The following is a 26,835-nucleotide window of genomic DNA, read 5'->3' as shown; positions in this document are numbered from 1 at the left end:
CGGTGCGGTAGTACTCCTCCAACTGTTGTGTGGCTGCCGACCAACTCCAGCGCTCGGCCTCTTGGCGGGCCTGTTGCCGGAAGAGCTGCCGCTGCCCGGCACTCTCCAACAGTTGCCGGGTGGCCTGGACAAAGTCGCTGTCGGAATCGGGATCGAAGAGAAAGCCGTTGCGGCCGCTGTCCACCACATCGGTAATGCCGCCACAGCGGGGGGCGATTACCGGACAACCGGCAGCCATGGCCTCCAACAAGACCAATCCCAACGTCTCGGTGCGGGAGGGGAACACAAACAGATCTGCAGAAGCAAAAGCTGCTGCCAGCGCTTGCCCCTGCAAGTAGCCGGTAAACACGACGTCGTAGCCGGCAAAGTGTTGTTCCAGGGATCGCCGCTCTGGCCCGTCGCCCACAATGGCCAGCCGCGCCTGGGGGATCTGCTCCAGCAACACCCGGATCCGCCCCACCTCTTTTTCTGCCGAGAGCCGACCCACGTACAGCAACAGTGGCCGCTCCGGCTGCCCTGCAGTAAGACGGGCCCGCATCTCTAAACTGGCGGCTTGGGGATGGAATAGCTCCGTATCCACGCCTCGCTGCCAAAGGTGAACCCGCTCGATGCCGTGGGCAGTCAGCTCCTGCATCATGGCAGTCGAGGTGCAGAGGTTAAGCCGCGCCAAATTGTGCCCTAGCTTGAGGAGGTTCCACAAAACCCCCTCCAGGAAGCCCAGCCCGTAGTGCTTTAGGTACTTCGGCAAATGGGTGTGGTAGGACGCCACCAGTGGGATCCCCATGGTCTGGCTGTAGTAGAGGCCTCCCAACCCCAAAACCGCTGGGTTGACCACGTGGATGACATCCGGTCGAAAACGGCTAAGCAGTCTGCCAATGGCCGGGCCGGGAGCAGCTAGCTTCAACTCCGGGTACAAGGGCAAGGGCAGGCCTGGGATCCCGTAGACCCGTGCCCGGGCAAACCGCCTAGGCGCCCCCTGCGGGGCAACAATGAGCACCGAGTTGCCACGGGCCGTCAGGTGGCGCACCGTATGGCAAAGCCGCGTCACAATGCCATCCACCTTCGGCAGAAACGTCTCCGTAAACAGGGCAATGCGCATTGGGGATCCCAAGCCCACTCCACTGCTCCCACTACTGGCTCTTAGGATGAGTGTTGCACAAAATAGCAACGTTACAACGGCCTGGGTACCCCCTCCTAGGGGGAAAGGCTGGCAGCAGGGCCAGCTGGCTTGACCTGGCCTAGGGTTGGATCTTGGCTCTGACCGAGGGTATCGGCCGCCGTTTTGCTAATAAGCAGCAGCGTGCCTGCTAGGGCCAGGCCAATCACATCTTTCCACATTGTCCACTCCCACACTCCTCACGCCCCTTACTGTAGCGGCAGTCTTTTCGCTTGGGCAGTGATGGACAACGGATTTTTAGGTGACAGCAATCACTTCCAAAATTGCGGCTTTACTCCCTCGGCTAGTCGCGGAAGGCCAGTTGCAAGCTGCCCATCAGCAAAACCAAAGAAAACACTGCCATCACCCCTCCCCAGAACCAGTAGGGCAAAAATAAGTTGTGGGCTATCTGACTGGAATCGGAGAGGATCAGCCGCCCGTTAATGACAGTAGCCTCCACAAAAAGGTAGTCAATCTGGCGATAGGTACTCACACAGGCTTGTACCCCCAAAAATTGCAGGGCAAAACCCCGCAACCCAGGGGAGGCCCAGCGAGCTACTGCCAGGATCCCCAAGCCCATGGCTGGGAGAAACAAGAAGCCAAAGGGAGAACGCACCCAAAGCAGCGTCGAAAGCAGCAACAGGGATCCCAAAAACAACAACCCCAGCCGAGCTGTGCTCGGACGGCGAGAGGTGAGGATGAACATAGCCCCAGCTATGGGCGGCCCCATTGGCCCAGCAGCAGCCACCAAGGCCCGCCCCACCCGCCCCAAGAACAGCTCGCCACTGTGAATAGCCAGCCCCGAGCCATCGGGATAGATCTCGAGACGATGAAACTCTCCCCCCAACAGCACTGCCATGAGGCCATGGCCCATCTCATGAAACCAGGTGGCCAACAAAGTAAAGGGATAGAGGAGATAATTGCCCCAGGGAAACTGCCAGAGCAAAACTGTCAGCCCCGCCGCAGCCACTAGCCAAGTCAGGCTGTGCTGGCCAGGCCCTTTGGAAGGAGGCAGCTCAAACTGAGTCATCATTTAAGGGAGTGGAGCTGGGCTTGAAGACGGTTAGCGGCAAAAGAAAGTTCCCCACTAGAGAGAGGTTGGGGGTGAGGGCCGACAACAGGAGGAAGACGGGGAAGCCGTCTTACAAGTAGGCTGGAGAAGCTCCTACGAGGATCCCTGCCTATGGCCACCTTCCTGCGCACCTGGAGCTACCGCTTTCCTTGGCTTTACCGCAGCATCAGCCGCGCAGCGGCCCTGGCAGTGGGGGGATATGAGCGACTGCGCCGGTTGCCCCTGCAAGGGATCTCCATCCAACCCCAGGATTGGGTCCTGGATCTCTGCTGTGGCCCTGCCGAGGTGACTCCAATCCTGGCCCAGCTAAGCCAAAACGTTGTCGGCCTGGATGCTTCTCCCAAGGCCCTGGCGGCAGCTCACCAACGCCTCCCCAGCGTCAAATTTGTCCAAGCCTTTGCCCAGGATCTGCCTTTTCCTGCCGATAGCTTTGACTGGGTACATACCAGCCTGGCCCTGCACGAGCTGCCTTTTCCCGACCTGGAACAGGTGCTGCGGGAAGTGGGGCGGGTGCTCAAGCCGGGGGGAGGGCTCTTGATCCTGGATTTGCACGCGCCCTGCCAGCCTCTCCTTTGGCCAGCCCTGGCCCTCTTTCTGGCCCTGTTTGAAACCGAGACTGCCTGGCACTTCCTCCAGCTGGACCTGCCCCAGTATCTGCAGCAACAGGGCTGGCAACCTGTCCGGCAGACCCTGCACGCTGGAGGAGCCCTGCAGGTCGTCCAGGCGCAAAAGCCTGGTGCTTGATCCCCTGCTCTAGGGGAAGCTAACCCTGGTGCCAGAAGGGGGTGCCCAGAACAGGGGTGCTGGGTTGGGGTGTTTCCTGGGGGGCCATTGCCCCCGCCAGGTAGGCTTGGCGGCCGGCGCGCACTGCTGCCGCAAAAGCCTCGGCCATCGCCACCGGATCCCGAGCCAGGGCCACTGCCGTATTGAGCAGCACCCCGTCAAAGCCCCACTCCATTACCTGGCAAGCGTGAGAAGGTAGGCCTAGGCCGGCATCCACAATTAGGGGCGCCTCGATCCGCTCCCGCAGCAGGCGCAAGTTGTAGGGGTTGAGGGGGCCTTTGCCAGTGCCGATGGGAGCCGCCCAGGGCATGACTACCTCACAGCCGGCATCCAAGAGCCGCTGACACAGCACCAGGTCGTCGGTGCTATACGGCAAAACCTTAAACCCCCGCCGCACCAGCTCGGCGGCAGCAGTGGGCAGTTGCACCGGATCCGGCTGGAGGGTGTAGTCATCCCCTATCAGCTCCAGCTTAATCCAGTCGGTGCCAAACACCTCTCGGGCCATCTCCGCTGTGGTAATTACCTCCTGCACGCTGTGGCAGCCGGCGGTGTTGGGCAAAAGCGGGATCCCTAGCTTCTGCAGCAGGGCCCAAAACCCCTGCGAGGCCTGCGGCCCCAGGGCTCCCTGACGCCGTAGGGAAACGGTCAACAGACAGGGCTGCGCCCGCGCCACCGCCTGTTCCAAAACAGCTGGCGAAGGGTAGCGAGCTGTCCCCAGCATCAAGCGGCTGGGCAGCGCTTGTCCGTAGAGCACCAAAGGATCCCCATCGGCCTGAGTGGAAGGGGAAAGCTGGAGAAGGGTGGACATTGGGGGAGGAGAGGGAGAAAGACAACTGGGGCACTAGCCGCCGGCACTTGGCACGACAATCTCCACCTGGTCGCCCTCTTGCAGACGGGTTTGCCCGTAGCGGGCGCGCGGCACAAATTCTAGATTAACCGCCACTGCGAAGGGGCCGTTGACCTCTACCTGGGCAATGGCCTCGGCCAGAGTTGTGCCCTCCGGCAGATCGTAGGGTTTCTGGTTGATTAGGACGCGCATGGGGCCAGAGACTTACCGGAAAACGGAGCAGCCTGTACCTGAAAAGGGATCCCCAACTCCTGGGCAAGGCGACAACTGCCGTGGTGAAGGTACTCCAAAACGGCATCGAGAAGGGCCGGAGCAATGAGAAAACCGTGGCGGTAGAGACCGTTGATCTGCAGTAGGCGCGGGGATGGCTCCACCACCGCCGGCAGATTGTCCGCCAAGGTGGGACGGCATTGGCTGCCTAATTCTAGGATACGCGCTTCGGCAAAGGCAGGGTGGACGGAGTAGGCAGCGCTGAGTAGCTCTAGAGCCGAGCGGACGCTCACAGGCGAGCGATCCTCGGATTCAATTTCGGTGGCTCCCACCACGAACAGATGCCCTGGCTTGGGGGCAATGTAGATGGGGTAGCGAGGGTGTAACAGCCGCGTTGGACGCCGCAGCGAAACTTCCGGAGCATACAGACGCACCACTTCCCCCCGCACCCCCCGTAGCAGCTGCTGGCCACCCCATTCTTTCTGGGCCCCCAGGCCGCGGCAGTCCAAAACCCAGCCGCCGGTTTGCTGTTGCCAGGCTCGCGCCCGCTCCAAAGTCCAGGGGGATCCCCACTCCACCTCCACCCCGTGCTGCCGCAGTTTGGCCAGCAGAGCCAACAGCAGTTGGCGGTTGTCCAGCTGACCCTCCTGGGGAAGATAGAGACCCTGGCTAAATCGGCCAGCCAGAGAGGGCTCCAGTTCAGCTAGCGCCTGGGCATCCAGCGGCTGGGGGCGGGGGAGGTGGGGAAGGCGTTCCCCTACGGCGGCCAGCAAGTTGGCGAAGCGCTTGGCTTCCCCGGCATCTTGGCGGTGCCAGAGGATCAAAGTGCCCTCCTGCTGAAAGAAAACTGGTTCTGGCAGGCTGGCCAGAAGAGCAGGCCAGCGGGAGAGGGCGTAGTACCCCTGGACCACTACACTTGCTTCGGCTACAACCGACTCGGCCAGCGGAGCCAGCATGGCTGCAGCAAAATGGGCGGCGCTGCTTTCGGGGGTAGTGGCCGGGGCCGCTTCCACCAGGTGCACCCGATGGCCGGCGTCGAGCAGGCTGGCAGCTAACAGGCGTCCCATGAGGCCGGCCCCGAGGATGAGGACGGGATCCGGCTGGGCCGCCTGCGGTGGGGACGAGGGCTTGCTCTGAGGAGAACCGCTGGGAAGAGTCATGGGTGGCGTGGCAGAGGAGGGAAAGCTGGTCAGATGCCTACGACCTAGGCCTATCCAGAAGGATCCCGCAGGGCCTCCACAAAGTGATAGGGGGGGAGGGGAGGGCTCCAGTCCAATTGCCAGTGGGGGTGCTCCGCCAGCCAGGTTTGGGTAAGCTGGGCTGCAACTTCCCGTTCGGCAGGGGTGAGCAAAAAGTATAGCCGCAGCCCTTCCCCTGGCTGGAGATCCCCCTTCTGCACAGGCCAGTTAGGGGGCCAGAGCTGCTGCAGCAGGGCTAGCTCCTGCTGCCGTTGCTCCTGGGCCTGGCGCTGGTGCAGGTAGGCCTGCCTGCGGGCCAGCAGATAGGCTGTTCCACTGGGGGCGGGCTGGGGATCCCGAGGAAGCTGGGTTTGAACCCTGCCTTTGAGACAATACTCGGCTCTTCCCCCGAGAACAGCCAGCGCCTGTTCGTACTCCGCCTGCTGGGTCAGCAGGTGGGCCTCTAGCTTTTCCGCCGAGAGAAAACATGTGCCAAAGCGGAGAGGCAAAAGAGGCGTCTGGGTAAATAGCCAGCAGAGTACCTGGTCATGGCGCAGGGCCGAACGCAGCAGCACCTCCTCTGAGGCCTGGAGGGCCGCCGGGTCGGGTAGCGGCTCAACAGCGGCGGCGATGCGGACCCCCGGCGGGGAAAACACCTGCAGGGGCTGCTGAAGCCCGGGGATTTGCTGGATGAATTGGCAAAGGGAGGCCCCCGGCCTTGGCAAGAAAGCATAGGTGTAAAGAGGGCTGCTAGGGATCCCCTCCGGCTGAGCTGACCACGGCATGGTTCCATCCCGGCTAGGCTTTTCTTCAGCCTATGCAACTCTTCCCCCGCCCCTCCTGCCGCTAGGCTAGAGAGGGGTCTAAAAACAGCTTGCTAGCCATGGGCAAAAACCGGCACAAGTAGGTGGGTGAAGTATGACGGGTCGCCTAGACTTCCACTCTTTGGAAACCTTTCAGAAGGAAGAAATTGAACGGCTGCGGGATCTGCTCCCCGCTTCCTTCCGGGCTTTGATTAAAGTTGTTCCTCACTCGGGCGGCGAGGGGCTGCTGGTTTCTCGCCGCAAGGCTCCTTGGCAGCCCCAGGGCATCATCGCCATCGACTTTCGCCGCTGGCAAGGGATCCCGCAGCCCCACCGAGATCTCTTGTTTTTGCGGGAGGTGGGCTGGCTTAGCCATCGCAACTGGCTGCAGCCAGGGTTTTACCAATCGCTGGCCCTGATTGGGGGCATTACCACAGTGGTGGAGATCTCTCTGCAGCACCCCTTTTCTGCCCTTCTGGCTGGCGGCATTACCGCCCTCTCCGTTCGGCAAATCTGGCAAAACCTCAATCGGGAAAGCGCCCCCTTCGAGGCCGATGAATTTGCCCTGCGCCGCGCCCAGTTCCGCGGCTATAGTCGTCAGGAGGCAGCCCGCCACTTGGCAGATGCTCTGGAACAGACCCTGAAGCTGGATCCCACCGACATCCTGACAGCACTGCGGCTGCAACGCCTCAGAACCATTGCCCGTAACCTTTCACCAGGGAGCTCCTGAGGTCAAGTGCACCTGCGTGATAGCAACCCGACCGGAAAAGCAGATGTCGGTGTCCGTCTGGGGATCGCGGGCTCGCTCGCGATAGCGGCCCTGGTAGCGGAACCACAGCACCTCTGCCCCCTCCCCTTCTGCCTCTACGCTGTAGTCGAGCGGCAGCGGCTGTGTGCAGAGAGGGCAATAGACCCGCTCTGGCAAAGGGGATCCCGGCGGCAGGTGGGGCAAGTTCACGTTCCAAAAGGCGCCCCTCGGCAAGGGTTGCTCCATTAGCTCTGCGAGGATCTCCCGCGTCCACCGCTGCACCTGCTCCCAATCAATCGGTTGGCTCCCCGCCCGATACTGGGAGATGGCAATTCCCCGGATCCCGCGCAGCGCCGCTTCCCGCACCGCCGCCACCGTGCCGGACAAGTACACATCCGATCCCAGATTCCCTCCCTCGTTGATGCCAGAAAGCACCCAATCCACAGAAGGGGCGAGCTTAAACAGGGCCACCCGCACGCAGTCGGCAGGGGATCCCTCGACAGCAAAGGTGCGCTCGCCGCGGGCCCAGGCACGAAAGGGCCGCCCCGTCGTTACCTGGTGGCTGCAGCCAGAAATTGGCTGGTGGGGAGCCACAATCCAGCAGTGTTCCTCGGCAACCAGATCCCTGAGGGCCAGCTTGAGATGGGCCAGCCCTGCTGCCTCGATGCCATCATCGTTGGTCAGCAATACCTTCATCTGAATTCCTCTACCGGCAACTTCCTGGGTTAGCCTGAATCGCAAATCTCCGTTGCAGATGGGATCCAAATGCAAAGGCAAGGCGGATCCCGTTCTTCTTCTAACCTATCCCTAGGGGGTTGGCGTCTCCTGCGCCGCAGCCCTCGACCCATGCTTGTGAACTGATACCGGAGGATTGCGATGACCACACGGGTAGCCATCAACGGATTTGGCCGCATTGGCCGGTCGTTTTTGCGGGCGCTGCTTTCCCAACCCGAGCGGGGGCTGGAGGTGGTGGCGGTTAACGATTTAACTGAGCCGGAAAACTTGGCCTACCTGCTGCAATTTGATTCTGCCTACGGTCGCCTGCCCCAGACGGTAAGCGTTGTGGATGGCCACCTGCAAGTTGGCAGCCACAAGATTCGGGTTCTGGCAGAACGGGATCCGGCCCAGCTTCCCTGGAAAGATCTGGGCGTCGAACTGGTGATAGAATCCACTGGCCTGTTTACCAAGCGGGAAGGGGCAGTCAAACACCTAGAAGCCGGCGCCAAGAAGGTGATTATCTCCGCCCCTGCCAAAGGCGCCGACCTAACGGTGGTGATGGGGGTCAACGACGACCAGTACGACCCCGCGCGGCACCATATTGTCTCCAACGCCTCCTGTACCACCAACTGTCTGGCACCGCTGGCCAAGGTCTTGTTGGACCGCTTCGGCATCGAGACGGGCTTTCTCACCACCTGCCACGCCTACACCGCCACCCAGGCCATTGTGGATCGCCCAGATCCGAAGGACTATCGGCGGGGCCGCTCGGCAGCGGTGTCGATTGTGCCCTCCACAACCGGAGCAGCCACGGCAGTTGCTGAGGTTTTGCCTGCCCTAAGGGGGAAAATGGATGGTCTGGCGCTGCGAGTGCCTGTGCTAACCGGCTCGATTGTGGACTTTGTCGTGCGCACTGAGCGGCCCATTACTAAAGAGGCGGTTAACCAAGCCTTTGTTGAAGCTGCTGAAGGGCCGCTGCGCGGCATCCTCGCCATTGCCCCGCCGCACATTGTTTCGGCCGATATCATCGGCGATCCCCACTCTTCGATTGTGGATCTAGAGTCGACAATGACGCTGGGGGATCGCACCGTGAAGGTGCTCTCCTGGTACGACAACGAGTACGGCTACGCCTCGCGGCTGGTGGATCTGGCGGTGAAAATGGCGGCTGCGCTGTAGAGCTCAATCCCAGCCTAAGTCGGTGCGCTCCAGCCAGGAGCTATCCAGGGCAGCCAGCGCCTCAGCTGCAGCTACGCCGGTTTCAGGGTGGCGCCAATGGGGAGCGATCTCGCACAGCGGGGCCAGGACAAAAGGGCGCTCCATCATGCGAGGGTGGGGCAGGGTTAGCTCAGGGCTCTTCAGGATCCGGTTGCCCATGGCCAGCAGATCCAGATCCAGCGTTCTGGCCTCCCAGCGGATGCGCCGCACCCGCCCCGCCTCCTGCTCGATGGCCAGCAGCGCCCTCAGCAACTCTAGGGGCGATTGGTAAGGGGGAAAGGGATCCAGCGCCACCACGGCGTTGAGGTAATCCGGCTGCCCCGGCGGCCCCCCTTGGGCAGGGCTGCGGTAGAGGCTGGAGCGGGCCACCACCTGGCCCAGCCGCGGCAACTTCTCTCCAGCCGTGCGCAACTGCTGCAGCGGATCCCCCAGGTTGCTGCCCAAAGCAATGTAGGCCAGGTCAGGCTTCATGGAAGAGCAGGGCGACGGCGGACGATCTCCACGTAGACATCCTCGAACAGGCCCGGCAGGGGAGCTTGCGGCTTGTGCACCCGCACCGTTAGGGCTTCCAACGGGGGGTAGTTCTGCCACAGCCGCTCAGCAATCCGCTCTGCCAACGTCTCGATCAGCCGGTAGCGTTGCTGGGTTACCTCTTCCCGCACCGCCTCGTACACCTGGGCGTAGTCCACCGTGGGGGCCAGGTCATCCCCCTGGGGAACCCAACCAAGCTGCACAAAGCGCCCTCCCAACACAGCCTCCTCAGGACGATAGCCGTGGTGGGCATGGAAGCTAAGACCCCGCAGCACCAGCCTAGTGGGGTTCATCGTGGAGACCTGCCCAAGCTGCCAGAGCCGAGACATGGGCCGGGACGTTGTGCACCCGCACCAGGGTAGCGCCCCGGCTGGCGGCAAAGAGGTGCACGGCTACGCTGGCGCTATCCCGCTCCCTGGGCACAGCAATCCCGGCAAGCTGGCCAACAAAACTTTTGCGCGAGGCTCCCACCAGCACCGGGTAGCCATAGGCCACCAGCCGTGGCAGCGCTTTGAGGAGGGCAATGTTCTGCTCGGCGGTTTTGGCAAAACCCAGGCCGGGATCCAAAATCACACTGGGAACACCGGCTGCCAGCGCCCGTTCTGCTTGATCCTTGAGAAAGCCAAAAACTTCCCCTTCGAGGTCGTCGTAGTGGGTGAGCTGCTGCATGGTGCGCGGTTCTCCCCGCATGTGCATGATGATTGCCGGCACCCCCTTCTCGGCACACAGCTGCATCATCTGCGGATCCCGCAGCCCAGTGACGTCATTAATCATGTGCGCTCCGGCTGCTAGAGCCGCCGCCGCCACCTCCGTTCGGCGCGTATCAACGCTGATGAGAATGCCGGATCCATCTAGAGCCCGGATCACGGGCAAAACCCGGTCGCACTCCACCTCCACCGACACCGGCTCCGCCCCCGGCCGGGTGGACTCGCCGCCGATATCCACAATCAAGGCTCCCGCTGCTGCCATGGCCTTGGCTGCCTGCACGGCTGCCTCTACGGATCCCCACTGGCCACCGTCGCTGAAGCTGTCGGGGGTTACATTGAGTACCCCCATCACCGCCACTCCCCGCCAGGAAAGGCGGTACCCCTCCGGTGTTTGTTCGGCCCCAGGCAGGGGACGGCGGGAGATCAAGCTGGTAAAGCCCATAACTACTGCAAACAGATCTGCTGTCAAAGCAGCCGAGAGGGATCTCTCCGCTCTCGATGGCTTTACTCTTCCTTCTGGGGCTAGGGCAAGCCTATCTGAATCCTACTTTGCAAAAAGCTATATCCAAGAGGGATCCCCTGCTCGCCCAAGTCAGGGAGGAGTTTAGGCCTGCAGAGGAACCCCTCTTGCTCAAGCTAAAACATGATGTCGTCTTCCGAACGACCCCAGAGGCACCAGATGATAGAAGCAAAAATTGCTAGGTAAACCCAGGCCATCGGCCCGTATTGCAGCAGATCCATCAATATGTCCCTTAAAGAACTTGTTTACCTAGTCCAATTATTGTGATGTTTCGTTACAGCGTCAACGGTTTTCTCAGGAAAACTCTTCCTCAAAGCAGGCCCCTCTGCGGCGGGGATCCCTTCCCAGAAAGAACTAGGTCTTTTTGCTTAGGGGCAGGGGGCACGCGGCTTGGCGGAATAGGCCAGGGAACCCTAGACATGGAAGCGAAAGTGCATCACATCCCCTTCCTGAACCACGTAGTCCTTGCCCTCGCTGCGCACCAGCCCCTTCTCTCGGGCAGCACTTAGGGATCCTGCTGCCACTAGATCCTCATACGCTATCGTTTCTGCCCGGATAAAACCCCGCTCAAAATCCGAGTGGATCACCCCCGCTGCCTGGGGAGCAGTGGCACCGGCAGGGATCGTCCAGGCGCGAGTTTCTTTGGGGCCGGAAGTAAAGTAGGTGCGCAGACCCAGCAGCTCGTAGGTGGCGCGGATCAAGGATTTCAGCCCCCCTTCTTTCACCCCCAGCGAGTCTAGATAAGCCTGTCGCTCTGCAGGCGGCAGCTCCACCAATTCCGCCTCCACCTGGGCTGAGACCACCACCACACGCGCCCCTTCCGCCTGCGCCACTTGCCGCACCTGCTCTACCCACGCGTTGCCAGTGGCCAGCTCCGTTTCCGCTACGTTGGCGGCGTAGATTACCTTCTTGCGCGTGAGTAGCCCCAGCCCCTTGATGGCGGCCTCCTCCTCCGGACTAAGGGGCACCAGGCGAGCTGGCTTGCCCTCGTCCAGAGCAGCCTGTAGCTTTTCCAGGGCCTGCAGCTCCACTTGAGCCGTTTTGTCGGACTTGGCCTGCTTGCGCACCCGCTCCAAACGCCGCTCGATCTGCGCCAGATCCGCCAGGGCCAGCTCTAGGTTAATCACGCCTATGTCTCGCAGGGGATCCACGGAGCCGGCCACGTGGACAATGTTCTCGTCCTGAAAGCAGCGCACCACATGCACGATGGCGTCCACCTGGCGGATGTGGGAGAGAAATTGGTTGCCCAGCCCCTCGCCTTTGCTGGCGCCAGCTACGAGCCCAGCAATGTCAACAAACTCAATCTGGGCGGGGACGATTGCCGCCGAGCCGCTGATCTTGGCCAGCACCTCTAGGCGCTCATCCGGCACCGCCACCCGCCCTATGTTGGGCTCGATGGTGCAAAAAGGAAAGTTGGCCGCCTCGGCCTTGGCATTTTCGCAGAGGGCGTTAAAGAGAGTCGATTTGCCCACATTGGGCAGGCCAACAATGCCAGCTCTGAGCATGAGAGGCTAGGGTAACGGCAAGGGGATCCGTTGCGAAACTTTAACTATTCTGACGTTAGCATTGGTTGCCGGTGGCTGCTGCTCCCTCACCCCCCTCCCCTGGAGTTGCCCTCAGACCCGCTCCAAAAAGACCACTCCCTCAACATGGCCCGTCTGGGGAAAGAAGTCAGCGGCTCGCCATTGGGTTAGGCGGTAGGATCCCTCGGCCATCAGGATTTGCAGGTCGCGCGCCAAGGTGGCAGGGTGACAGCTAATGTAGACGATGCGCTGGGGTTGTCGCTGCTTCAGGATCTCGAGCACTTGCCGGTCACAGCCGCGCCGCGGCGGGTCCAACACCACGATATCGGCAGGAGGCAGAGTCGGCAAAACCGCTTCTACTGTGCCCTGGAAAAATTGGGCCGAGGCGATGCCGTTGAACTGGGCATTGTAGCGGGCCTGGGCCACCGCCGCCGGCAGGACTTCCACCCCTATCGCCCGTTTGGCCCGCCGGGCCAAGAGCAGGGTTAGGGTGCCGATGCCACAGTAGGCGTCTAGGACGATCTCCTCGCCACGCAGCTGGAGCTGATCCACTATCCAGGTAAAAAAGGCCTCCGCCTGCTCCGTGTTGACTTGAAAGAAGGAGGTGCTGTCAATCCAAAAGGAAAGACCGGCCAATTCTTCCCGCAGGGATCCCCGCCCGGCAATGACCTCCGTTTGCGGGCCAAAGATGACGTTGGTGCGGGCCGGGTTGAGGTTAAGACAGACCCCCACCAGGTCAGGGTAGCGCTGCATCCAGCGCTGGGCCCACCTTTCCAGATGGGGCAGGTCGCGGCTGCAACTGACCAAGGTGAGGAGCACCTCACGGGTGCGGCGGCCAATGCGCAAGCCCAGATGGCGCAGGTGGCCCTGGTGGCGGCTTTCGTCATACACGCTCCAGCCAGTTTCCTGCAGATCCTGCTTTATTTCCCTTAGGAACACATCCAGCCGCTCGTCCTGCACAGGGCATTGGTTGAGGTTCACCAGGCGGTGGCTGCCCGGTCGGTAGTAGCCCATGCGCAACGGCTGGCCCTCCGCTTTGGCGATGGGGTAGGTGACCTTGTTGCGGTAGCGCAGCGGCTGCGGGGATCCCAAAATCGGGACGGGCTCGGGCAGGGAAAGGCCGCCAATGCGCTCCAGGGCATCCCGGAGAATTTGCTGCTTGGTGGCTAGCTGCTGCTCGTAGCGGACGTGCTGCCACTGACAGCCACCACACTTGTCGGCCACAATGCAAGCGGGTCGCACCCGCTGCGGCGAGGGAGCAAGGAGGGAACGAATTCGCCCGACCAGGTAGTTGCGCTTAATCTCAATGACCTGGGCCACCACCCGATCCCCCGGCACACCTTGGGCTACAAACACTACCCGACCCCGCCCGTGGCCAAACGTATGGGCAATGCCATCGCCCTCGGGGGTTAGGTCGGTGATCTCTAGGGATAGGAGATCCCCTGGCTTGATGGGCTCAGGTGCCAGGGAAGGGATTGGCTGCTCCATGGAAGAAGGTGGGGCACTCCAAATACCAATGAGCGGGGACTGGAGTCAATCCAACGAATCCAAGGCTAAACTCGATACGCAAGAAAATCCGGCAACCGAAAACTCTATTGTGGCATTGGCTAGGAGGCCTCGCCTGGGAAGGGAGCCGCCGGAACCCTATTTGCCTCGCTGCAGAGGGGCTCGAGGCTGGCTCCCCAAGCTGCGCCCAAGAGCAAGGTTATCAACAGGTGAATGCGGCCATCCAGGATCACCACGTCCAAAAGCCCCGCAGCAAAAAATGCCGTCAAGGCCAGCAAAACTCCCAAGAGAACCCCGTCCTGGGAGCAGCGCCAGGCTTGCCAGCCCCGCACCCAGATCCAGCCCCACAGGGCCAAATAGCCCACTAGCAGAGGGATCCCGCCTTCTGCAGCTAGGTGCAAGTACAAATTGTGGCAGTGGCCCAGCAGCTCCGGCGGATCCTGGGCGTTGTAGAGGGCAGGGAAGCTCTGCCAGCCCCAGCCCGTTAGGGGACGCTCCCGCACCATCTGCAGGGCAAAGCGCCAGGCATCCAGGCGGTTGGTCGTAGAGCTGAAATGGGGGGCCTGGGGGTCGAAGGTGTCTGCCAGCCGGCTCCAGATCAAGGAGGGCACAACCGCCCGCCAGCCGGGCCAATCCAAAGCCGCCGCCAAGCTGGCTAGCCCCAGGCCGGCCAGGAGAGCCATCCTCCCCCAGCAGCGCCGCAGCGCCAATCCCATCAGCAGTGCCAGCCCCCCTGCCCCCCAGCCGTTGCGGGAGGCTGTCAGCAGTAACAGCAGGAATCCTAGCCCCAGCATTGCCGCCAGCGCTGCTCTGGTAAGGGGGGATGAGGCTACCCCCCACAGCCCCGCCGCCAAGCACAGGTGGATCACCAGGTAGATGGCCAGAATATTGGGGGAGGTGAAGGCCGCCGCCGGTCGCTCCCCGCCAGCCACTCCCGTAATCCAGAGCGGCCCCAAGAAGAGATGCCCCCGCCACCCCCACAGGACCTCTCCCCAGCCCAACAGCAGCATCAGCCCACTGCCTAGCACCAACACCTGTGCCAGGCGCCGGCGGTTGAGGGGATCCCTCAGTGCCCCAGCTAAGGCTGGCAGCATCAGCAGAAAAGGCCAGTAGTTAAACATCCCCAGCAAGCTCAGCCGCCAGTCTTCTGCCAGCAGCGCCGTTGCCACCGCCGCCAGGCTCAGCAGGCCGGCCAAGGGCAGCAGGGGATCCCGCCGGATCTGCTGCCAGGAGCGGCCATAGCTCTGCACCGTCCCCACCACCGCCAGCAAGAGACTGGGAGCCAGGTTGACTGGGATCAGGGCTGCTGCTCCCAGCAGCCAGCTTTGCGGCTGAGGTGGCCAGGAAGGCGGCAACCCTTTTGAGGCCTCCCCCTGCCAGGGGCGGCAAGACAAGATTGGCCTAGCCATCATTCCTCGTCGTCAAGGGGGATCCCTGGTCGTACCCGCCCCTGACCAAAGTAGCGGCCAAACTGCAGCTCGTACACCTCATCTTCATCCTGGGTTTCCACCCACAGCTCCGAGCGGGCATAGCCCACGCACAGCAGCCCGTAGCCCTGCTCCTTCAGCTCCCGCGAGATCCCCATCGCCTCCGGCTGGTAGAGGGATCCCTGCCGGATCCGCACCGCACAGGTGGTGCAGGCGCCGTTGCGACAGGCAAAGGGCAGTTGGATCCCTTGGGCTTCGGCAGCCTCTAGGATGTATTGGTCAGCCGGTACCTGGATGAGATAGTGAGCGTCTTTCTGGCGGTCGTGGATGTGAACTGGGTAGGAATGCATGGAGGAGAAGGGCCTTTTCCAAGATCACTTCTCCATGATCCCATAGGATTTCAACGGGGTTAGGCTACTTCCTTGCTCCGTAGGATAAGCTGAAGGCAGGGCCCCAAGGAGAGCAGCCTATGCTAGAAGCCCACAATTCTCCCCTGCCCTCAGTGGAAAAACTGCCGGCCACCTTCTCGGCCGAAGTTTTCAACAAGCTCATGGAGAGCAATACCGAAACCCGCCCCTGGGGTAGCTTTACCGTCCTGGAGGAGGGCCCCGGCTACAAGATCAAGCGGATTGTGGTGCTGCCTAAGCGTCGCCTTAGCCTGCAGATGCACTACCACCGCAGCGAACACTGGATTGTGGTTGCCGGTACTGCCAAGGTTACCTGCGGCGATGAAGAGCGGCTGATCACCACCAACCAGTCCACCTACGTGCCCCCCTGCACCAAGCACCGCCTGGAAAATCCCGGCGTCATCCCCCTGGTGATCATCGAGGTGCAAAACGGCCAGTACCTGGGCGAAGACGACATCGTCCGCTTTAGCGACGACTACGCCCGTGCTACTGGGGAGCCACCGACCCCCTCCTGTGCCGGCCAAGCTCCCTAGAAAGGGGAAAGGGTGATCACCAGCAGGGCAGCCATCAAGCCCAGCGCCACCTGCAGTGCCTGTCCAAAGGCTGGATGGCTGGTCACTACCTTCCCAGAGCGGCTCTGGAAGCGGGCCAGATCTAGGTAGGGAACTGCCCCCCGCCGGAACCATCCGACAACCGTTCCCTCCTTGCCAATTAGGCCTGCGGCCTGCTTGGCTCCAAATAGGAAATTGCCCAGCGGCCCCAGCCGAGAAACATAGCGCAGGAAAATCATCCCCGTCTCATCCTGGAGCTTGAGATCGGCGCCAAAGCGGTAGCCCGGATCCCCTCGCCCAATCACCCGCCCCTGCAACTGCATCGGCAAGCCGCGCAAGGGGCTGGCGTAGGGGTTGCTCATCGCCTTCAGCACCGTCAACGCCGGCGGGTTTTCCAAGCTGGGGTACATCACCGTCATCTTCAGCAGCAGGCCCAGGCTGGCTCCCGCCAGTGCCAGGCCGGCAAGCATGCCGTAAGACCCTGCCTGCAGAGCTGGGATCCCGAGCACCATCCCCAAGACTGCCCCCAGCCGCTCGGCATTCAACAGCAGCAGATCCCTGAGAAAACTGCCGTAGAGCTGCTGGCGGTTGAGCTGCTTGCCCTGGGCCACCACGCTGGCCATGTCGAACTCCACCGGCAGATCCAGTTGTTCGGCATAGGTAGCCAGCGCCCGCACCCGCTTGCCGGTAAGGGGATGGGTGGAGTTCAGCTCCATCCACCAGGCCCAAGGGTTAAACAGATCCCACAGAAACACCCTGCCCACTTGGCTGGGATCCGAAGCAAGCCGGTAGGCTGTCCCGGCTATCACCGCCGCCTTGGCATCGTAGATCCCTAAGGCCCGCGTCCCTTCCAGCAGGCGAGCACTGCGCTGTCGGGCTTCCTCATCCTCTTCCCGTTCCCCTTCTTGCACGATGCCAAAGGCAATTTTCACCAGCGCCCGCGCCAGGGCATTGGGGTTGCCGGTGGTTGCGGCGGCAAAGTACTCCCGCACCCGCGACAGATACAGCACCAAGTAGGAGCCGGCCACGTAGAAAAAGTAGGCGACCAGAGCCAAGAAACCTATGTTTTTGCCGCCTCTGCGCTCCCGGCGTGTGTCGCGCACGTAGACGTAGAGGAGATAGAGGAGCTGCACCAGCGTGGCAGCCAGGGTCATGACCGCGAAATCCCAGTGGATGATATGCCCCAGCTCGTGGGCGTAAACGGTAGCCACCTCTTCATCTTCCAAGTAGGTGAACAAGCCCTCGCTGACAACAATGCGGGCGTTATTGGGCAGGCTGCCATAGCTGAAGGCAGTGGGGTTTTGATCGCGGATTAGACCCAGCTTCGGCTGCTTCAGCTTGTACTGGCGGCAGACCCGTTCGATCACCTCCGCGCTTTCGGGGCTGCGACGCCCGATTTCCGCCAGGCTCACCCACTGGGTGCCGTAGAGGCTGTGCTGGATCCAGTCCATCAACCAGGGGGACAAAAAGAAAATCAGGGCATTGAAGGTCAGGGTGAGTAGAACGGCGGCAAGGAAAGAGCCGAAGGAAAACCCCCCTTCCAGGGTGCCGAAAACGGCCAGGAGAAGCACAAACACCAGGCCGAACAACAGGCTCAGGGTCACGCCGGCGGCCAGAGTGAGGTTGCCGGCAAAGCTGGCCAAAACCAGCGAGACCCCTGTCTGAGGAGCGCGATACCGGCGTCGGGTCTGACCGGTTTTGAGACCCGAGGTGGCAGGATCCAACTCTGCTAAGGTGCGGCTGGGATCGAAGCAATAGCGGCTTAGCCAAATGCCCAGGAGCCGCAGCTCATAGGGGTTGAGACTTTTCAGAGGTTCCAGCCACAGGGCCGCTTCCACCGACAACGCTACCGTGGAGACGGCGCTGGGGTTGCGGAACAAGGTGGGCAGCAAGGGCAGAACTTCCTCTTTTTGCCCAGCCGTGAGGCTATGAAAACCCAAGACCGCCTGGCGCACCACGCTCGAAGGTTGAGGCAGGTCGGCGGTGAGCAACTGGCGGTCTTGGACAGATCCAGCTCCCAAGCGCTTTTGAGCTCCGGCACCAGGCTTACCTGCGTCTGCCAGTCCGCCTGTCGCTGGCCAATGGGGCGGCTGTAAAGGGCCAAGCGCTTGACTTGGGGGTAGCGGCTAGCTATGGCCTTCTGGAACCAAGCGCTCAGCTGCTCATAGTTGGGAGTGGAATCGGCAGGGCGATTGAGCAGGATCGCCAAGGCGTAGTCCCCAGGGCTGTCTTGGAGGGGCTGGGCCTTGACTTGGACTCGCAGGCACAAATCAGCTAGAGCCCCCTCCAGCCACTGTGCCACTTCCTGCTCGTTCATAGCTTGGGTTCCCTCCAGTGGCTTGGCAACTTGACAGCAGCTGTTCTCAAAGATCTCTTGCTGCTCCTCTGGGGGGGAGGGCAGCCCAGGCAAAGGGGAGCTGGGCTACACAATCGAGCGCTGCCCCTCGGGGCTAATGCCGATGATGGTGAGCTGACAATCGAGCAGCTTAAAGCCGTATTTTTCCGCCACCTTCTGGCTAATGTTGAGGATAGCATTGTTTTTAAACTCGATGACTTTGTTGGTTTTAATGCAAACCAAATGGTGATGGTGGTGGGGGGCCGGCTGGTTGATCTCGTAATGTTTGTGGCCTTCCGTCAGCTCCAGCTCCCGCAAAATGCCCATGCGCGTCATTAGCTTGACGGTGCGGTAGATAGTGGAAAGGCTAATTTTATGGCCTTCTTCCTGCAACTTCTTGTGCAGCTCCTCAGCACTTAGGTGAGTTCCCTCCGGGAGGCTTTGAAAGGTTTGTAGAATGATCTCCCGTTGCCGAGTGGCTCGCCAACCCCTAGCGTTCAGCTCTGCCTTGAAAGCTTCCTCCGTATAGACCATAATCCTGCCCCTCCACTTTAGGCAACGTTGCCGTGCCCCTCAATAAGTTCTGTAATTGATAATAGCTTTCCTGAGAGCCCTGCCAGCGCTTTTTAGCTAGCCAAGGGATCCCTTGAGGAGCAGCCACGGCGCCTCCTTCAGCCCGCAAGGGGAGAGCCCTATCCAGCGGGGAGGAGCTAGCCTGCTCTTGCTGCCGGCAAGTTTGGGCTACCATGCTCAGGAAAAGGCCCGCGTAGTTGGTTTGGGGGAAGGCAGAAAAAGATGCGCTTTGAGCAGCCCAAAACCTATTCCATTTCTCTAACGGGCTGGGGTTTTTGGCTGGGATCCCTAGCTGCGGCAGCTTTGCTAACCGGCCTTGGCCTAGGCTGGCTGGTGGTTGGCCTAGTAGCCCTGCTTTTGTTTTTGCTCTCTCTGCCGGTGCTGGTGCTGATGGCCTTTCGCTGGTGGGCCCGCCGCTGGATGGCAACGGATCTCTGCCCAGTCTGTGGCTCAGAGGCGCAAGCCCTTGAAGGCAGCTGCTTCTTTTGTCCCAGTTGTGGCGAGCCCCTGTTTGTTGCCGATGGACACTTTTACCGGCAAACGCCCCCCGGCACCATCGACGTGGAACCTGTGGAAGAGAACGGCTGGGAGTTGCCGAGCTGAGGGATCCGCTGTAGTGGCGGGCTGGTGTTTTTAGAGGGCACTTGCGGTGAGCAGGGCGGCGCACCCCTATCGCCAACGACGGCGACGGGTTTGGCTGATTAAGGGGCTGGTGGCGATCTGGGGGGCTATGCTCTCGGCAGCGCTCCTGCTGCTGGGCGCAGCTCCTTTTTCCCAGGCAACGGCGCAGGGATCCCTGCAACCTCAGGTGGAGGCCTACCTGGCCCAGTTGACCGATCGCGGCTTCTCTGCCAAGGCCCAGGGGGTTTGGCTGCAGGTGGGCGACCAGGTGTTGGGGCAGCACCAGGGATCCACCCCCCTGCCGGCGGCCTCCCTGAGCAAGGTGGCCACTACGCTGGCCGCTCTGCAGCAGTTTGGCCCCCAGCACCGCTTTGTTACCACCTGGTTAACCACGGGTTCACTAACCGCTGAGGGAGTCTTGCAGGGGGATCTCTGGGTGCTGGGGGGAGAGGATCCCTTCTTCGTGTGGGAAGAGGCCTTCTTGGTTGGCAACGCTCTCAATGGTCAGGGGATCCGCCAAGTGCGCGGGGATCTGGTGGTGGTAGGTCGCTTTTACATGAACTTTTCCCAGGATGTAGCCCGCTCGGGAGCTCTGCTGCAGCAGGGGCTGGATGCGCGGCGCTGGCCGCCAGAAGCCCAGGTCCAATTTCAGACCTTGCCCCCTGGCACCCCCAGGCCGCAAGTGGAGATCTTGGGCTCGGTGCGGCTTGCCCAGCAGATCCCAGCTACCGCCCAAGTTTTGCTTAGGCACGAGTCGCCCCCCCTCATTCGCCTGCTCAAGCTAATGAATCTCTACAGCAACAACTCCATGGCGGAGATGTTGGCAGCTGCGGTGGGAGGAGCAGAGCGGGTAGCCCAAATTGCCCGCAGGGCAGCAGGGATCCCGCCCGCAGAGCTACAGCTAGTCAACGGCTCGGGGTTGGGGGTGAAAAACCGCATTTCTCCGCGGGCCGATGTAGCTTTGTTGCAGGCAATTCAATTGTTTCTGGAAAAGCAGGGGCTCTCTCTAGCAGATGCCTTTGCTGTCGTCGGCCAAGATGGGGGGGTGTTGGAGCGACGGCTGTTGCCAAGGATGATGATTGCCAAATCTGGCACCCTGAGCAGCATCAGCACCTTGGCGGGGGTATTGCCAACCGAGAAGGGGGACATTTGGTTTGCCCTAATGAACAGCGGCGCCCCTTTGGCCAACCTACGTACCTGGCAGGAACAATTCCTCAGCCAGCTGCAATCGCAGTGGGGAGCCCCTGCGACCTTGCCTGAGCACTGGAGGCCACGCTGGAGGGATGGGGGATCCCGCCTTCACTTTGCCCTCAACTACTCCACCCCAGGCTATCGCTAGCGGCCACTCTACAGCAGGCGGGTTTCCCTACCGCCGCCCGGAGCTTTGCGGCACCTTTGGGTAAAGAGCTTTGCCTCTGGGGCGTACAGGAGTCGAACCTGTGTAAGGCAAATTATGAGTTTGCTGCCTAAACCGCTCGGCCAACGCCCCTTCTTTCTCTACTCTAGCGCCCCTGTCTAGATCCTCACTAGGAGGGCTCGGCCCACTCCTAGGCCCTTCTGACCTACTCCTCTTCCTCCATCTCGAAGTCTTCCACGAAGTTATCGCCAATCAGGTCGTCAATCTCCTCGAGATCCTCGTCCAGGGTTATCTCAGGAACTTCCATCGGCTGCTCCAGCAAGCGACCTTCTTGGCGTAGCCAGTCCAGGATGGAGAGGCTGCCACTGGAAGGCAAGACTACCGGCGGTTGATCCCGCGGCTCCTCCCGCAGAGAAGGGTTGTGGTAGTACATACTTCTTCCTGTCTCGGAAAAGGGAAACTGAGGAAGGATAGACAAAGTCGAAACGCCTCCCCTCTAGGGAGAGGAGGGCCGAGCTAGCGGCCAACTCTTAGCTTAGCCTAGGCCTGCCAGGACTGCAAAAAGCGCTGCAGCACCCGCTCCAACTGGATGGCTCGCGCTGCTTTAAATAACAGCCGATCCCCCCCCTGCACCTGCTGCAGCAAAATTTCTAGGAGAGTCGATTGGTCCTCACAGCGCTCTATCTCAGCCGCCGGCCCTTGCTCAATTAGCGGCTGCATTTCCCCGTCAGGATCCAAAAGCAACAGCCGCTCCAACCCCAAAGGAGCAGCTGCGCGCCCCACCTCTGCATAAAGCTGAGGGGCATGCTCCCCCAACTCCCGCATGGGGCCGAGGACGGCCCAGCGCCGTTTCCCCGGGGTTTGGGCCAGAAGCTGGAGAGCCGCAATCATCGCCTCTGGCGAGGCATTGTAGGTCTCATCCCAAATCTCCACATCTCCTGCCAACTTAAGATGGCGGTTACGCCCCTCCAGAGGTGGAGGCAAGAGGATAGGCTCCCGCAGGCGGTCCCAATCCAACCCCAAGCTGCGCACAGCCGCCAGCACCCCCATCCAGTTGAGGGCGTGGTGTCTGCCTGGCAGGGGCACCGGCAAGGTCAAGCCCTCCACGGTTACCGTTTGCGCTTGCGGATTCCACTGCCCTCGCAGGTTACCTTGGTCGAGGCCGTAGGTGAGGGTTGGTCCCGACCACACCCTGGCGGCAGTGGCTAGCAGCAAGGGATCCTCACCGTTAAGCAGAGCCACTCCCCCCTGGCCTAGCTCCTGCAGGAGCTCACACTTGGCAGCGGCAATGGCCTCGCGGGATCCCAGTCGACCAATGTGGGCAGTGCCAATATGGGTAATCAGGGCGTGGGTGGGCTGAGCCATCTGGGCCAGGCGGGAAATTTCGCCAGGACCGCGCATGGCCATTTCCAGCACTGCAAACTGGTGCTCAGGTCGCATCTGCAGCAGCGTCTGCGCCACCCCAATGTCGTTGTTGTGGTTGGCTTCGCTCTTGAGAACGCTGCCGTAGCGGGAGAGGGCAGCCGCCAGCATTTCCTTGGTCGTGGTTTTGCCTACTGAGCCAGTAATGGCCACCACAGGAATGGCAAACTGCTCCCGCCAGGCTCTGGCTAGGCGCTGGTAGGCAGCCAGGGTATCGGCAACCCGAAAATGGGGTGCAGCCACCGGCTGCTGGCTGATGACGGCAACGGCCCCTTTGCTGAGGGCTTGGGGAATGAAATCGTGCCCGTCAAAGCGTTCTCCCCGCAGAGCCACAAAGATTGCTCCCGGCTGCAGCTGGCGGCTGTCGGTACAGAGGGTCTGAACCGGCCAGCTCAACAGCTGGGGATCCCCCTGCAGAGGAGTTTGCAGCAGCTCAGCCACCCTTTGTAACGTCAGCATGGGTTGACCCTCCCGCCAGCTAAAGTCAGGGTAGGATAGCCAAAGGAAGGTTCGCCTGCGGCAAGTTCTCAGAGCCCCTTGGCTAGGCTACTGGCCGCCGCAGGTGTTGGACGAGAGCTTGCAGACCCAGCAAGTAGCTATGGGCCCCAAACCCACTGATTTGCCCAATGGCTACAGCAGCAATGTAGGAGTGCTGGCGGAAGGGCTCGCGGCGGTAGATGTTGCTGAGGTGAACCTCTACAGTGGGCAATCCCACGGCAGCAATGGCATCCCGCAGAGCAATACTGGTGTGGGTGTAGGCGCCGGGGTTGATCAGAATGCCAGCGTGCTGCTGGCGGGCGCGGTGAATGGCGTCGATGAGCACTCCCTCATGATTGGACTGCAGGATCTCCAGCTTTACCCCCAGCAGCTCTGCTTGCCGCTGCAGAGCCTGATCAACCTGCTCTAGGGAAACTGAGCCATAAATGCCCACCTCTCGTTCTCCTAGCAGGTTGAGGTTGGGACCGTGCAACACCAAGAGGCTCAAGGGTTCGCCACTGGTGGCCAGGGCAGTCGGATTAACGACGACGAGGGGATCCATCTTCTACCGGAATGGGTGCAGGTTGAGGCTGAGGACTTCCCAGCAAGGCATCAATGACACGTTCCACCCATTCGCGGATCTTTTCCAGGACTTTCTCTACCCAATCCATCCGACTTGCCTCGTAGGAGTTGCAAAGCTCTCAAGGGAGTTTAACCCCTCGACTTTCTATCTATGATAGCCTTCTTTTCCAGGGAACAGGGCAATCTCAGCCGGAAATCCCTAGTGCAGAGCACTCAAGAGCAGAATGTCCACAGCCAGCAGAGCCCCGGCAAAGGCCAAGAGGAGGCGGACGATCTGGCGTTCTTGCTTGGAGCGATGGGATCCCCAGCGGAGAGATTTGGGAAGGCGGCGGAGCATACTACTTGAGGAGCGTCGACCTACGCCTATCATGCCCCATTCTCCCCTTGGCGGATCCCAGCTGAGTTCCCCCCGTTGGGGGAGGGAAGCTGGGCTGTAGTGGCCAATTTCCTTGTAGAGTGAGGGTTAATCCCTTTTTTCTTGTCAATGACCACTCCCCTAGCCCAAGCTGAAACCGTTCTTCAGCGCTGCTGGGATCACTGGCAAGCTCTGGCCAGCCGTCCAGACTTGCAGCCGGAGCTTAAGGCTTTGTCCGCTTTGCGCAAGCAATTGACGGCGCGGCTATTTTCCATTGCCGCCTTTGGGCTGGTCAACCGCGGCAAGTCAGCTGTTTTGAATGCCCTAGCTGGCGAGGCTCGGCTGGAAGTGGGGCCCCTCAATGGCGTAACGCAAAAGCCGCAGTCTCTGCTATGGCAGCCAGGGCCAGGGATCCCTTGGCAGGTGCGGCTCATCGACACCCCCGGCTTAAACGAGATCAATGGCGAGGCGCGCGAGCAGTTGGCCTGGGAGGTGGCCCGGGCAGCGGATCTCATTCTGTTTGTGATTGCCACCGATCTCACCCAGCTAGAGTACCAGGCCCTGCTGGAGCTGCGCACCCTGCACAAGCCCCTCCTGCTGGTGTTGAACAAGTGTGATCTCTATTCGGAGGCAGAGCTGCAGGCCATTTGCGAACAGATCAGCCGCCACCTGGACTGGCTGTCGCCGCAGGCACTCTTGACGGTGGCCGCTTGCCCAAAACCCCAGAAAGTCCGCACCCACTGGCCCGATGGTCGTATTACCCTGGAGTGGGAGCGACCCGCACCCCAGATTGAGGCTCTGCGAGGCCGAATTGTGGAGATTTTGCAGACGGAGGCAGAATCCCTTTTGGCCCTGAATGGGCTGAAGCGGCTGGAGCGCCTTCAGGCCCAGCTGTGGCAAAAGCAGTGGCAGTATCACGCCCGCTACTTAGAGCAGTGGAGTACGGCCTGCGCCCTTGGCAAGGGGGTAGCTGTGGGCTTAGCACCCTTGGGCTTGGACCTGCTGCTAGCGCCCCTGCTGGATGGGCTGTGGCTGTTGGGCTTGGGAAGGCGGCTGCGCCTGCCGTGGCGAGCCCTCCGCAGGGCAATAGGGGACTTGTGGAGACCGCTGCTCTTCAACGGCTTGCTGCTGCTGTTGGCCGAAGGGCTGGGTAGCTGGCTGGGGGGAGGCTGGGGCAACAGCCTCCTGGCGGGAGTGGTAGCAGGAGTGGGCCTATACCGCCTGGGCTCCCTAGGGCCGCCCCTGTTGACCCGCTGGGTTGGCGAAGCGTTTGGCTTAGGGGCCGTCCTACGGGATCTCATTGGCAGCAAAGAGCTACCGGCCAAGGTCTAGGGAGCGCCTAGTCCTGCACCATCTCGGCAGCATGGTAGGAGCTACGCACCAGAGGCCCAGAGCGCACCTGGCGAAACCCCATCTGGCGGGCAATCTCCCCCAGCTCGGCAAACTCCTCTGGTGTCCAGTAGCGCTGCACAGGACGATGGGCCAAAGAAGGCTGCAAATACTGCCCTAGGGTAAGCCGGTCGCACCCCACTGCCAGCAGATCCCGAAACGTCTCCAGCACTTCCTCCCGGGTCTCCCCGTGCCCCAGCATAAGGCCGGACTTGGTAGGCAGATGGGGATCTAGCTCCTTTACTGTTTGCAAAACCCGCAGTGATAGGTCGTAGCCAGAACTGCGCCGCACCACTTTGGACAGCCGCCGCACTGTCTCGATGTTGTGGTTGTAGCAGGCTGGCCGAGCTGACACCACGCGGGCAATGCAGTCGCGGTCGCCGCGAAAGTCAGGAGTGAGCACCTCGATCTGGGTGTTGGGACAGCGCCGCCGAATGGCCTCCATTACCTCCACAAAGCGGCCGGATCCCTGGTCCGGCAGGTCATCGCGAGCTACTGAGGTCAGCACCACGTAGCGCAGCCCCAGCAGCTCAACCGCCTCGGCCACCTTCTCCGGCTCTTCGGGATCCAGGGGGGCGGGCCGTCCCCTGGTCACTTGGCAAAAGGAACAGGCACGGGTGCAGACTCCACCCATCAGGAGAAAGGTGGCAGTCCTTTGGCTGTAGCACTCGGCCCGATTGGGGCAGCGTCCCTCCTCACAGATGGTGTACAGGCCCCGCTGCTTGATAATCTGCTGCACCGCTGCGATCTCACTGGCTTTGCCAATGGAACGCTTGACCCAGCTGGGAAGAGGGCTAGCAGGCATGGACAGAACCGCTGGCTTAGTTTCTGCGGGATTGAGGTAGGGTTTATTTTGGCATAGAGGCTGCCCCTACGGAGTAGCTTGGGCGCTTAGGCCACCTGCGGGGTGGTTAGCATTTGGTTGACGATGCGCTGCAGAATTTGAAAGCCGGTTACCGCCTGCCACCCTAGGATCCCCAAGATGACCCCGTTGAGCAGCAAGTGGACATTGCGGGCCCACACCTTTTGCCCATCCTTCATCAAGGGCGCCAGAGCAGCAGAGCTGGCCACCAAGGCTACAATGCCTAACCCTGCTAACAGGTGAGGCCCGACAAACAGCTTGCCGTTTTTAAGGTAGGTCACCCCCATACCCCCTAGGGCCCCCAACACCATCAACAGCAAAAAAAGAGATCCCGCGAGAAAATGCCGCTGGCCAAACTTACCCTTAATCAACTCCTTGCGCTCTTCCGCTGAGGCAGTGCGTAGCCTTCGCACCTGCAGACCCAAATAGAGGGTATAGAGGGCTAGGGCAGAGGCCAAAATCATCAGCACAGGGTGAAAGAAGGGCAGGGCTAAATCCAACCAGCGGGGAAGTTGAATGCTGCTCATAGAAACTGCACACCCAAGGGAGAGCTACTCCCAAGTTTTAACATAAATTAATTTCCTCTTCTGCCACAGGGTCGCCCATAGCCTCCAGCACCTGAGGCAGCTTCGGGGTGATGGCCGCTGGCAGCCGGCCAGGTTGCCAGCTGGGCAGGGGGGTAGCGCTGCCCATCCCAACTCCCCTCAGCTGGATCCCTTACAGGAGGAGCGCCGGCTGCCAATTTGGGCACAGCCCCGCCAGGATTGCCTTGGCCTCAAAGGCACCCCCTTGCTGGGAGCGCAGGGCATCTCCTAGCTGGACATGCAGGGTCTGGAGGAGGAGACGTGGCAGCAAGAGGAAGCCGGGCACAGTCTCGAGAAATCTCTTGGGTTAGGACTGCCAAAAACGGGATCTGAAGGTGAAAACGGCAGGGCAGTTGCCGGAGGGCGGCCCCCTTGTTTTC

At 61.3% G+C, this 26,835-nt stretch carries 32 protein-coding genes and 1 tRNA gene; 7 read left to right on the top strand and 26 right to left on the bottom strand.

Going from position 1 to position 26,835, the window contains the following annotated elements; all coding sequences use genetic code 11:
- The 3 genes from NW827_RS07275 to NW827_RS07265 all read right to left on the bottom strand — a co-directional run.
- Positions 1-1,099: glycosyltransferase family 4 protein (locus tag NW827_RS07275; RefSeq protein ID WP_414503506.1), on the bottom strand; the 1,099-nt coding region annotated here is incomplete at its 3' end.
- A gap of 95 nt (positions 1,100-1,194) precedes the next feature.
- On the bottom strand, positions 1,195-1,338 hold the full coding sequence (locus NW827_RS07270; protein ID WP_414362400.1) for a hypothetical protein: 144 nt from the start codon (positions 1,336-1,338) through the stop codon (positions 1,195-1,197).
- A 122-nt stretch (positions 1,339-1,460) separates the two neighbouring features.
- Entirely contained in the window at positions 1,461-2,189 is a 729-nt protein-coding gene (locus tag NW827_RS07265; protein WP_414404307.1) for a M50 family metallopeptidase, read from the bottom strand.
- A 150-nt stretch (positions 2,190-2,339) separates the two neighbouring features.
- On the opposite strand from NW827_RS07265, the gene NW827_RS07260 reads away from it, so the two are divergent.
- Positions 2,340-2,972, top strand: a complete 633-nt coding sequence (locus NW827_RS07260; protein ID WP_414404308.1) for a class I SAM-dependent methyltransferase — start codon at positions 2,340-2,342, stop codon at positions 2,970-2,972.
- 19 nt (positions 2,973-2,991) lie between these two features.
- Here NW827_RS07260 and NW827_RS07255 read toward each other — a convergent pair whose 3' ends face one another.
- The 4 genes from NW827_RS07255 to NW827_RS07240 are packed head-to-tail and all read right to left on the bottom strand — an operon-like array spanning position 2,992 to position 6,031.
- Positions 2,992-3,819: a thiazole synthase gene (locus NW827_RS07255; RefSeq protein ID WP_414404309.1), complete on the bottom strand. Its 828-nt coding sequence runs from the start codon at positions 3,817-3,819 to the stop codon at positions 2,992-2,994.
- Between the two features lie 33 nt (positions 3,820-3,852).
- Positions 3,853-4,050, bottom strand: coding sequence for a sulfur carrier protein ThiS (thiS, locus tag NW827_RS07250; RefSeq protein ID WP_414362396.1), 198 nt, complete (start codon positions 4,048-4,050; stop codon positions 3,853-3,855).
- Positions 4,038-5,228 carry an FAD-dependent oxidoreductase gene (locus tag NW827_RS07245; RefSeq protein ID WP_414362395.1) on the bottom strand — a complete coding sequence of 397 codons (1,191 nt, stop codon included), beginning with the start codon at positions 5,226-5,228 and terminating at the stop codon, positions 4,038-4,040. Before NW827_RS07245 ends, thiS begins: the two co-directional genes overlap by 13 nt.
- 50 nt (positions 5,229-5,278) lie before the next feature.
- Entirely contained in the window at positions 5,279-6,031 is a 753-nt protein-coding gene (locus NW827_RS07240) for a GvpL/GvpF family gas vesicle protein (protein WP_414404310.1), read from the bottom strand.
- 133 nt (positions 6,032-6,164) lie between these two features.
- Between NW827_RS07240 and NW827_RS07235 the strand changes: the two genes are divergently transcribed.
- A complete protein-coding gene (locus tag NW827_RS07235; protein WP_414404311.1) occupies positions 6,165-6,779 on the top strand; it encodes a DUF3318 domain-containing protein in 615 nt (204 codons plus the stop codon).
- On the opposite strand, the gene surE is transcribed toward NW827_RS07235, so the two are convergent.
- Positions 6,762-7,493, bottom strand: coding sequence for a 5'/3'-nucleotidase SurE (gene surE / locus NW827_RS07230; RefSeq protein WP_414404312.1), 732 nt, complete (start codon positions 7,491-7,493; stop codon positions 6,762-6,764). The genes NW827_RS07235 and surE overlap by 18 nt on opposite strands.
- A gap of 180 nt (positions 7,494-7,673) precedes the next feature.
- Here surE and gap point away from each other — a divergent pair, with 180 nt between their 5' ends.
- Complete coding sequence (gene gap / locus NW827_RS07225) at positions 7,674-8,687, top strand: type I glyceraldehyde-3-phosphate dehydrogenase (protein WP_414404313.1); 1,014 nt, start codon at positions 7,674-7,676, stop codon at positions 8,685-8,687.
- A 3-nt stretch (positions 8,688-8,690) separates the two neighbouring features.
- Here gap and folK read toward each other — a convergent pair whose 3' ends face one another.
- From folK to NW827_RS07190, 7 genes are all read right to left on the bottom strand, one after another.
- Positions 8,691-9,197: a 2-amino-4-hydroxy-6-hydroxymethyldihydropteridine diphosphokinase gene (gene folK / locus NW827_RS07220; protein WP_414366273.1), complete on the bottom strand. Its 507-nt coding sequence runs from the start codon at positions 9,195-9,197 to the stop codon at positions 8,691-8,693.
- Positions 9,194-9,550, bottom strand: a complete 357-nt coding sequence (gene folB, locus NW827_RS07215; RefSeq protein ID WP_414503496.1) for a dihydroneopterin aldolase — start codon at positions 9,548-9,550, stop codon at positions 9,194-9,196. Before folB ends, folK begins: the two co-directional genes overlap by 4 nt.
- The gene (gene folP / locus NW827_RS07210; protein WP_414404314.1) at positions 9,537-10,406 is read right to left on the bottom strand and encodes a dihydropteroate synthase; all 870 of its coding nucleotides are present in this window, start codon (positions 10,404-10,406) and stop codon (positions 9,537-9,539) included. Before folP ends, folB begins: the two co-directional genes overlap by 14 nt.
- A gap of 491 nt (positions 10,407-10,897) precedes the next feature.
- Entirely contained in the window at positions 10,898-11,989 is a 1,092-nt protein-coding gene (ychF, locus tag NW827_RS07205) for a redox-regulated ATPase YchF (protein ID WP_414404315.1), read from the bottom strand.
- A 111-nt stretch (positions 11,990-12,100) separates the two neighbouring features.
- Positions 12,101-13,495 (bottom strand): 23S rRNA (uracil(1939)-C(5))-methyltransferase RlmD, encoded by a 1,395-nt coding sequence (gene rlmD, locus NW827_RS07200; protein ID WP_414503495.1) that lies wholly within the window; start codon positions 13,493-13,495, stop codon positions 12,101-12,103.
- Between the two features lie 119 nt (positions 13,496-13,614).
- Positions 13,615-14,868 (bottom strand): O-antigen ligase family protein, encoded by a 1,254-nt coding sequence (locus NW827_RS07195; RefSeq protein ID WP_414503494.1) that lies wholly within the window; start codon positions 14,866-14,868, stop codon positions 13,615-13,617.
- Between the two features lie 53 nt (positions 14,869-14,921).
- The gene (locus NW827_RS07190; protein ID WP_414404318.1) at positions 14,922-15,290 is read right to left on the bottom strand and encodes a 2Fe-2S iron-sulfur cluster-binding protein; all 369 of its coding nucleotides are present in this window, start codon (positions 15,288-15,290) and stop codon (positions 14,922-14,924) included.
- A gap of 200 nt (positions 15,291-15,490) precedes the next feature.
- On the opposite strand from NW827_RS07190, the gene NW827_RS07185 reads away from it, so the two are divergent.
- Positions 15,491-15,880, top strand: coding sequence for a phosphomannose isomerase type II C-terminal cupin domain (locus tag NW827_RS07185; RefSeq protein WP_414362446.1), 390 nt, complete (start codon positions 15,491-15,493; stop codon positions 15,878-15,880).
- On the opposite strand, the gene NW827_RS07180 is transcribed toward NW827_RS07185, so the two are convergent.
- Positions 15,877-17,919, bottom strand: coding sequence for a M48 family metalloprotease (locus NW827_RS07180; protein ID WP_414404319.1), 2,043 nt, complete (start codon positions 17,917-17,919; stop codon positions 15,877-15,879). The genes NW827_RS07185 and NW827_RS07180 overlap by 4 nt on opposite strands.
- A 401-nt stretch (positions 17,920-18,320) precedes the next feature.
- Entirely contained in the window at positions 18,321-18,767 is a 447-nt protein-coding gene (locus NW827_RS07175) for a Fur family transcriptional regulator (RefSeq protein ID WP_414362381.1), read from the bottom strand.
- 261 nt (positions 18,768-19,028) lie between these two features.
- Here NW827_RS07175 and NW827_RS07170 point away from each other — a divergent pair, with 261 nt between their 5' ends.
- Together NW827_RS07170 and NW827_RS07165 are read left to right on the top strand one after the other, a co-directional pair.
- On the top strand, positions 19,029-19,409 hold the full coding sequence (locus NW827_RS07170; protein WP_414404320.1) for a hypothetical protein: 381 nt from the start codon (positions 19,029-19,031) through the stop codon (positions 19,407-19,409).
- A 46-nt stretch (positions 19,410-19,455) separates the two neighbouring features.
- The gene (locus NW827_RS07165) at positions 19,456-20,766 is read left to right on the top strand and encodes a D-alanyl-D-alanine carboxypeptidase (protein WP_414503493.1); all 1,311 of its coding nucleotides are present in this window, start codon (positions 19,456-19,458) and stop codon (positions 20,764-20,766) included.
- 77 nt (positions 20,767-20,843) lie between these two features.
- Here NW827_RS07165 and NW827_RS07160 read toward each other — a convergent pair.
- The 6 genes from NW827_RS07160 to NW827_RS07135 form a co-directional block, all read right to left on the bottom strand.
- Positions 20,844-20,916 (bottom strand) — tRNA-Ile (locus tag NW827_RS07160).
- A 73-nt stretch (positions 20,917-20,989) separates the two neighbouring features.
- Positions 20,990-21,217, bottom strand: a complete 228-nt coding sequence (locus NW827_RS07155; protein ID WP_414362378.1) for a DUF3134 family protein — start codon at positions 21,215-21,217, stop codon at positions 20,990-20,992.
- A gap of 107 nt (positions 21,218-21,324) precedes the next feature.
- Positions 21,325-22,665 (bottom strand): UDP-N-acetylmuramoyl-tripeptide--D-alanyl-D-alanine ligase, encoded by a 1,341-nt coding sequence (locus NW827_RS07150; protein ID WP_414404322.1) that lies wholly within the window; start codon positions 22,663-22,665, stop codon positions 21,325-21,327.
- A gap of 82 nt (positions 22,666-22,747) precedes the next feature.
- Positions 22,748-23,245 carry a type II 3-dehydroquinate dehydratase gene (gene aroQ / locus NW827_RS07145; protein ID WP_414362376.1) on the bottom strand — a complete coding sequence of 166 codons (498 nt, stop codon included), beginning with the start codon at positions 23,243-23,245 and terminating at the stop codon, positions 22,748-22,750.
- Positions 23,223-23,354: a hypothetical protein gene (locus tag NW827_RS07140; RefSeq protein ID WP_414362375.1), complete on the bottom strand. Its 132-nt coding sequence runs from the start codon at positions 23,352-23,354 to the stop codon at positions 23,223-23,225. Before NW827_RS07140 ends, aroQ begins: the two co-directional genes overlap by 23 nt.
- 110 nt (positions 23,355-23,464) lie before the next feature.
- Positions 23,465-23,602, bottom strand: coding sequence for a hypothetical protein (locus NW827_RS07135; RefSeq protein ID WP_414362374.1), 138 nt, complete (start codon positions 23,600-23,602; stop codon positions 23,465-23,467).
- A gap of 147 nt (positions 23,603-23,749) precedes the next feature.
- On the opposite strand from NW827_RS07135, the gene NW827_RS07130 reads away from it, so the two are divergent.
- A complete protein-coding gene (locus NW827_RS07130; RefSeq protein ID WP_414503492.1) occupies positions 23,750-24,952 on the top strand; it encodes an Era-like GTP-binding protein in 1,203 nt (400 codons plus the stop codon).
- A 7-nt stretch (positions 24,953-24,959) separates the two neighbouring features.
- On the opposite strand, the gene lipA is transcribed toward NW827_RS07130, so the two are convergent.
- The 3 genes from lipA to NW827_RS07115 all read right to left on the bottom strand — a co-directional run bounded on the left by lipA (position 24,960) and on the right by NW827_RS07115 (position 26,564).
- Positions 24,960-25,814: a lipoyl synthase gene (gene lipA / locus NW827_RS07125; protein ID WP_414404324.1), complete on the bottom strand. Its 855-nt coding sequence runs from the start codon at positions 25,812-25,814 to the stop codon at positions 24,960-24,962.
- Between the two features lie 86 nt (positions 25,815-25,900).
- The gene (locus NW827_RS07120) at positions 25,901-26,398 is read right to left on the bottom strand and encodes a DUF4079 domain-containing protein (RefSeq protein WP_414362371.1); all 498 of its coding nucleotides are present in this window, start codon (positions 26,396-26,398) and stop codon (positions 25,901-25,903) included.
- A gap of 37 nt (positions 26,399-26,435) precedes the next feature.
- Positions 26,436-26,564: a hypothetical protein gene (locus NW827_RS07115; RefSeq protein ID WP_414362370.1), complete on the bottom strand. Its 129-nt coding sequence runs from the start codon at positions 26,562-26,564 to the stop codon at positions 26,436-26,438.
- Positions 26,565-26,835: the final 271 nt, after the last annotated feature.

The organism is Synechococcus sp. H70.1, from assembly GCF_047502705.1.
Classification (GTDB): domain Bacteria; phylum Cyanobacteriota; class Cyanobacteriia; order Thermostichales; family Thermostichaceae; genus Thermostichus.
Note: the sequence above shows the minus strand (reverse complement) of the source record. Positions and strands in the feature narration are given on the sequence as shown.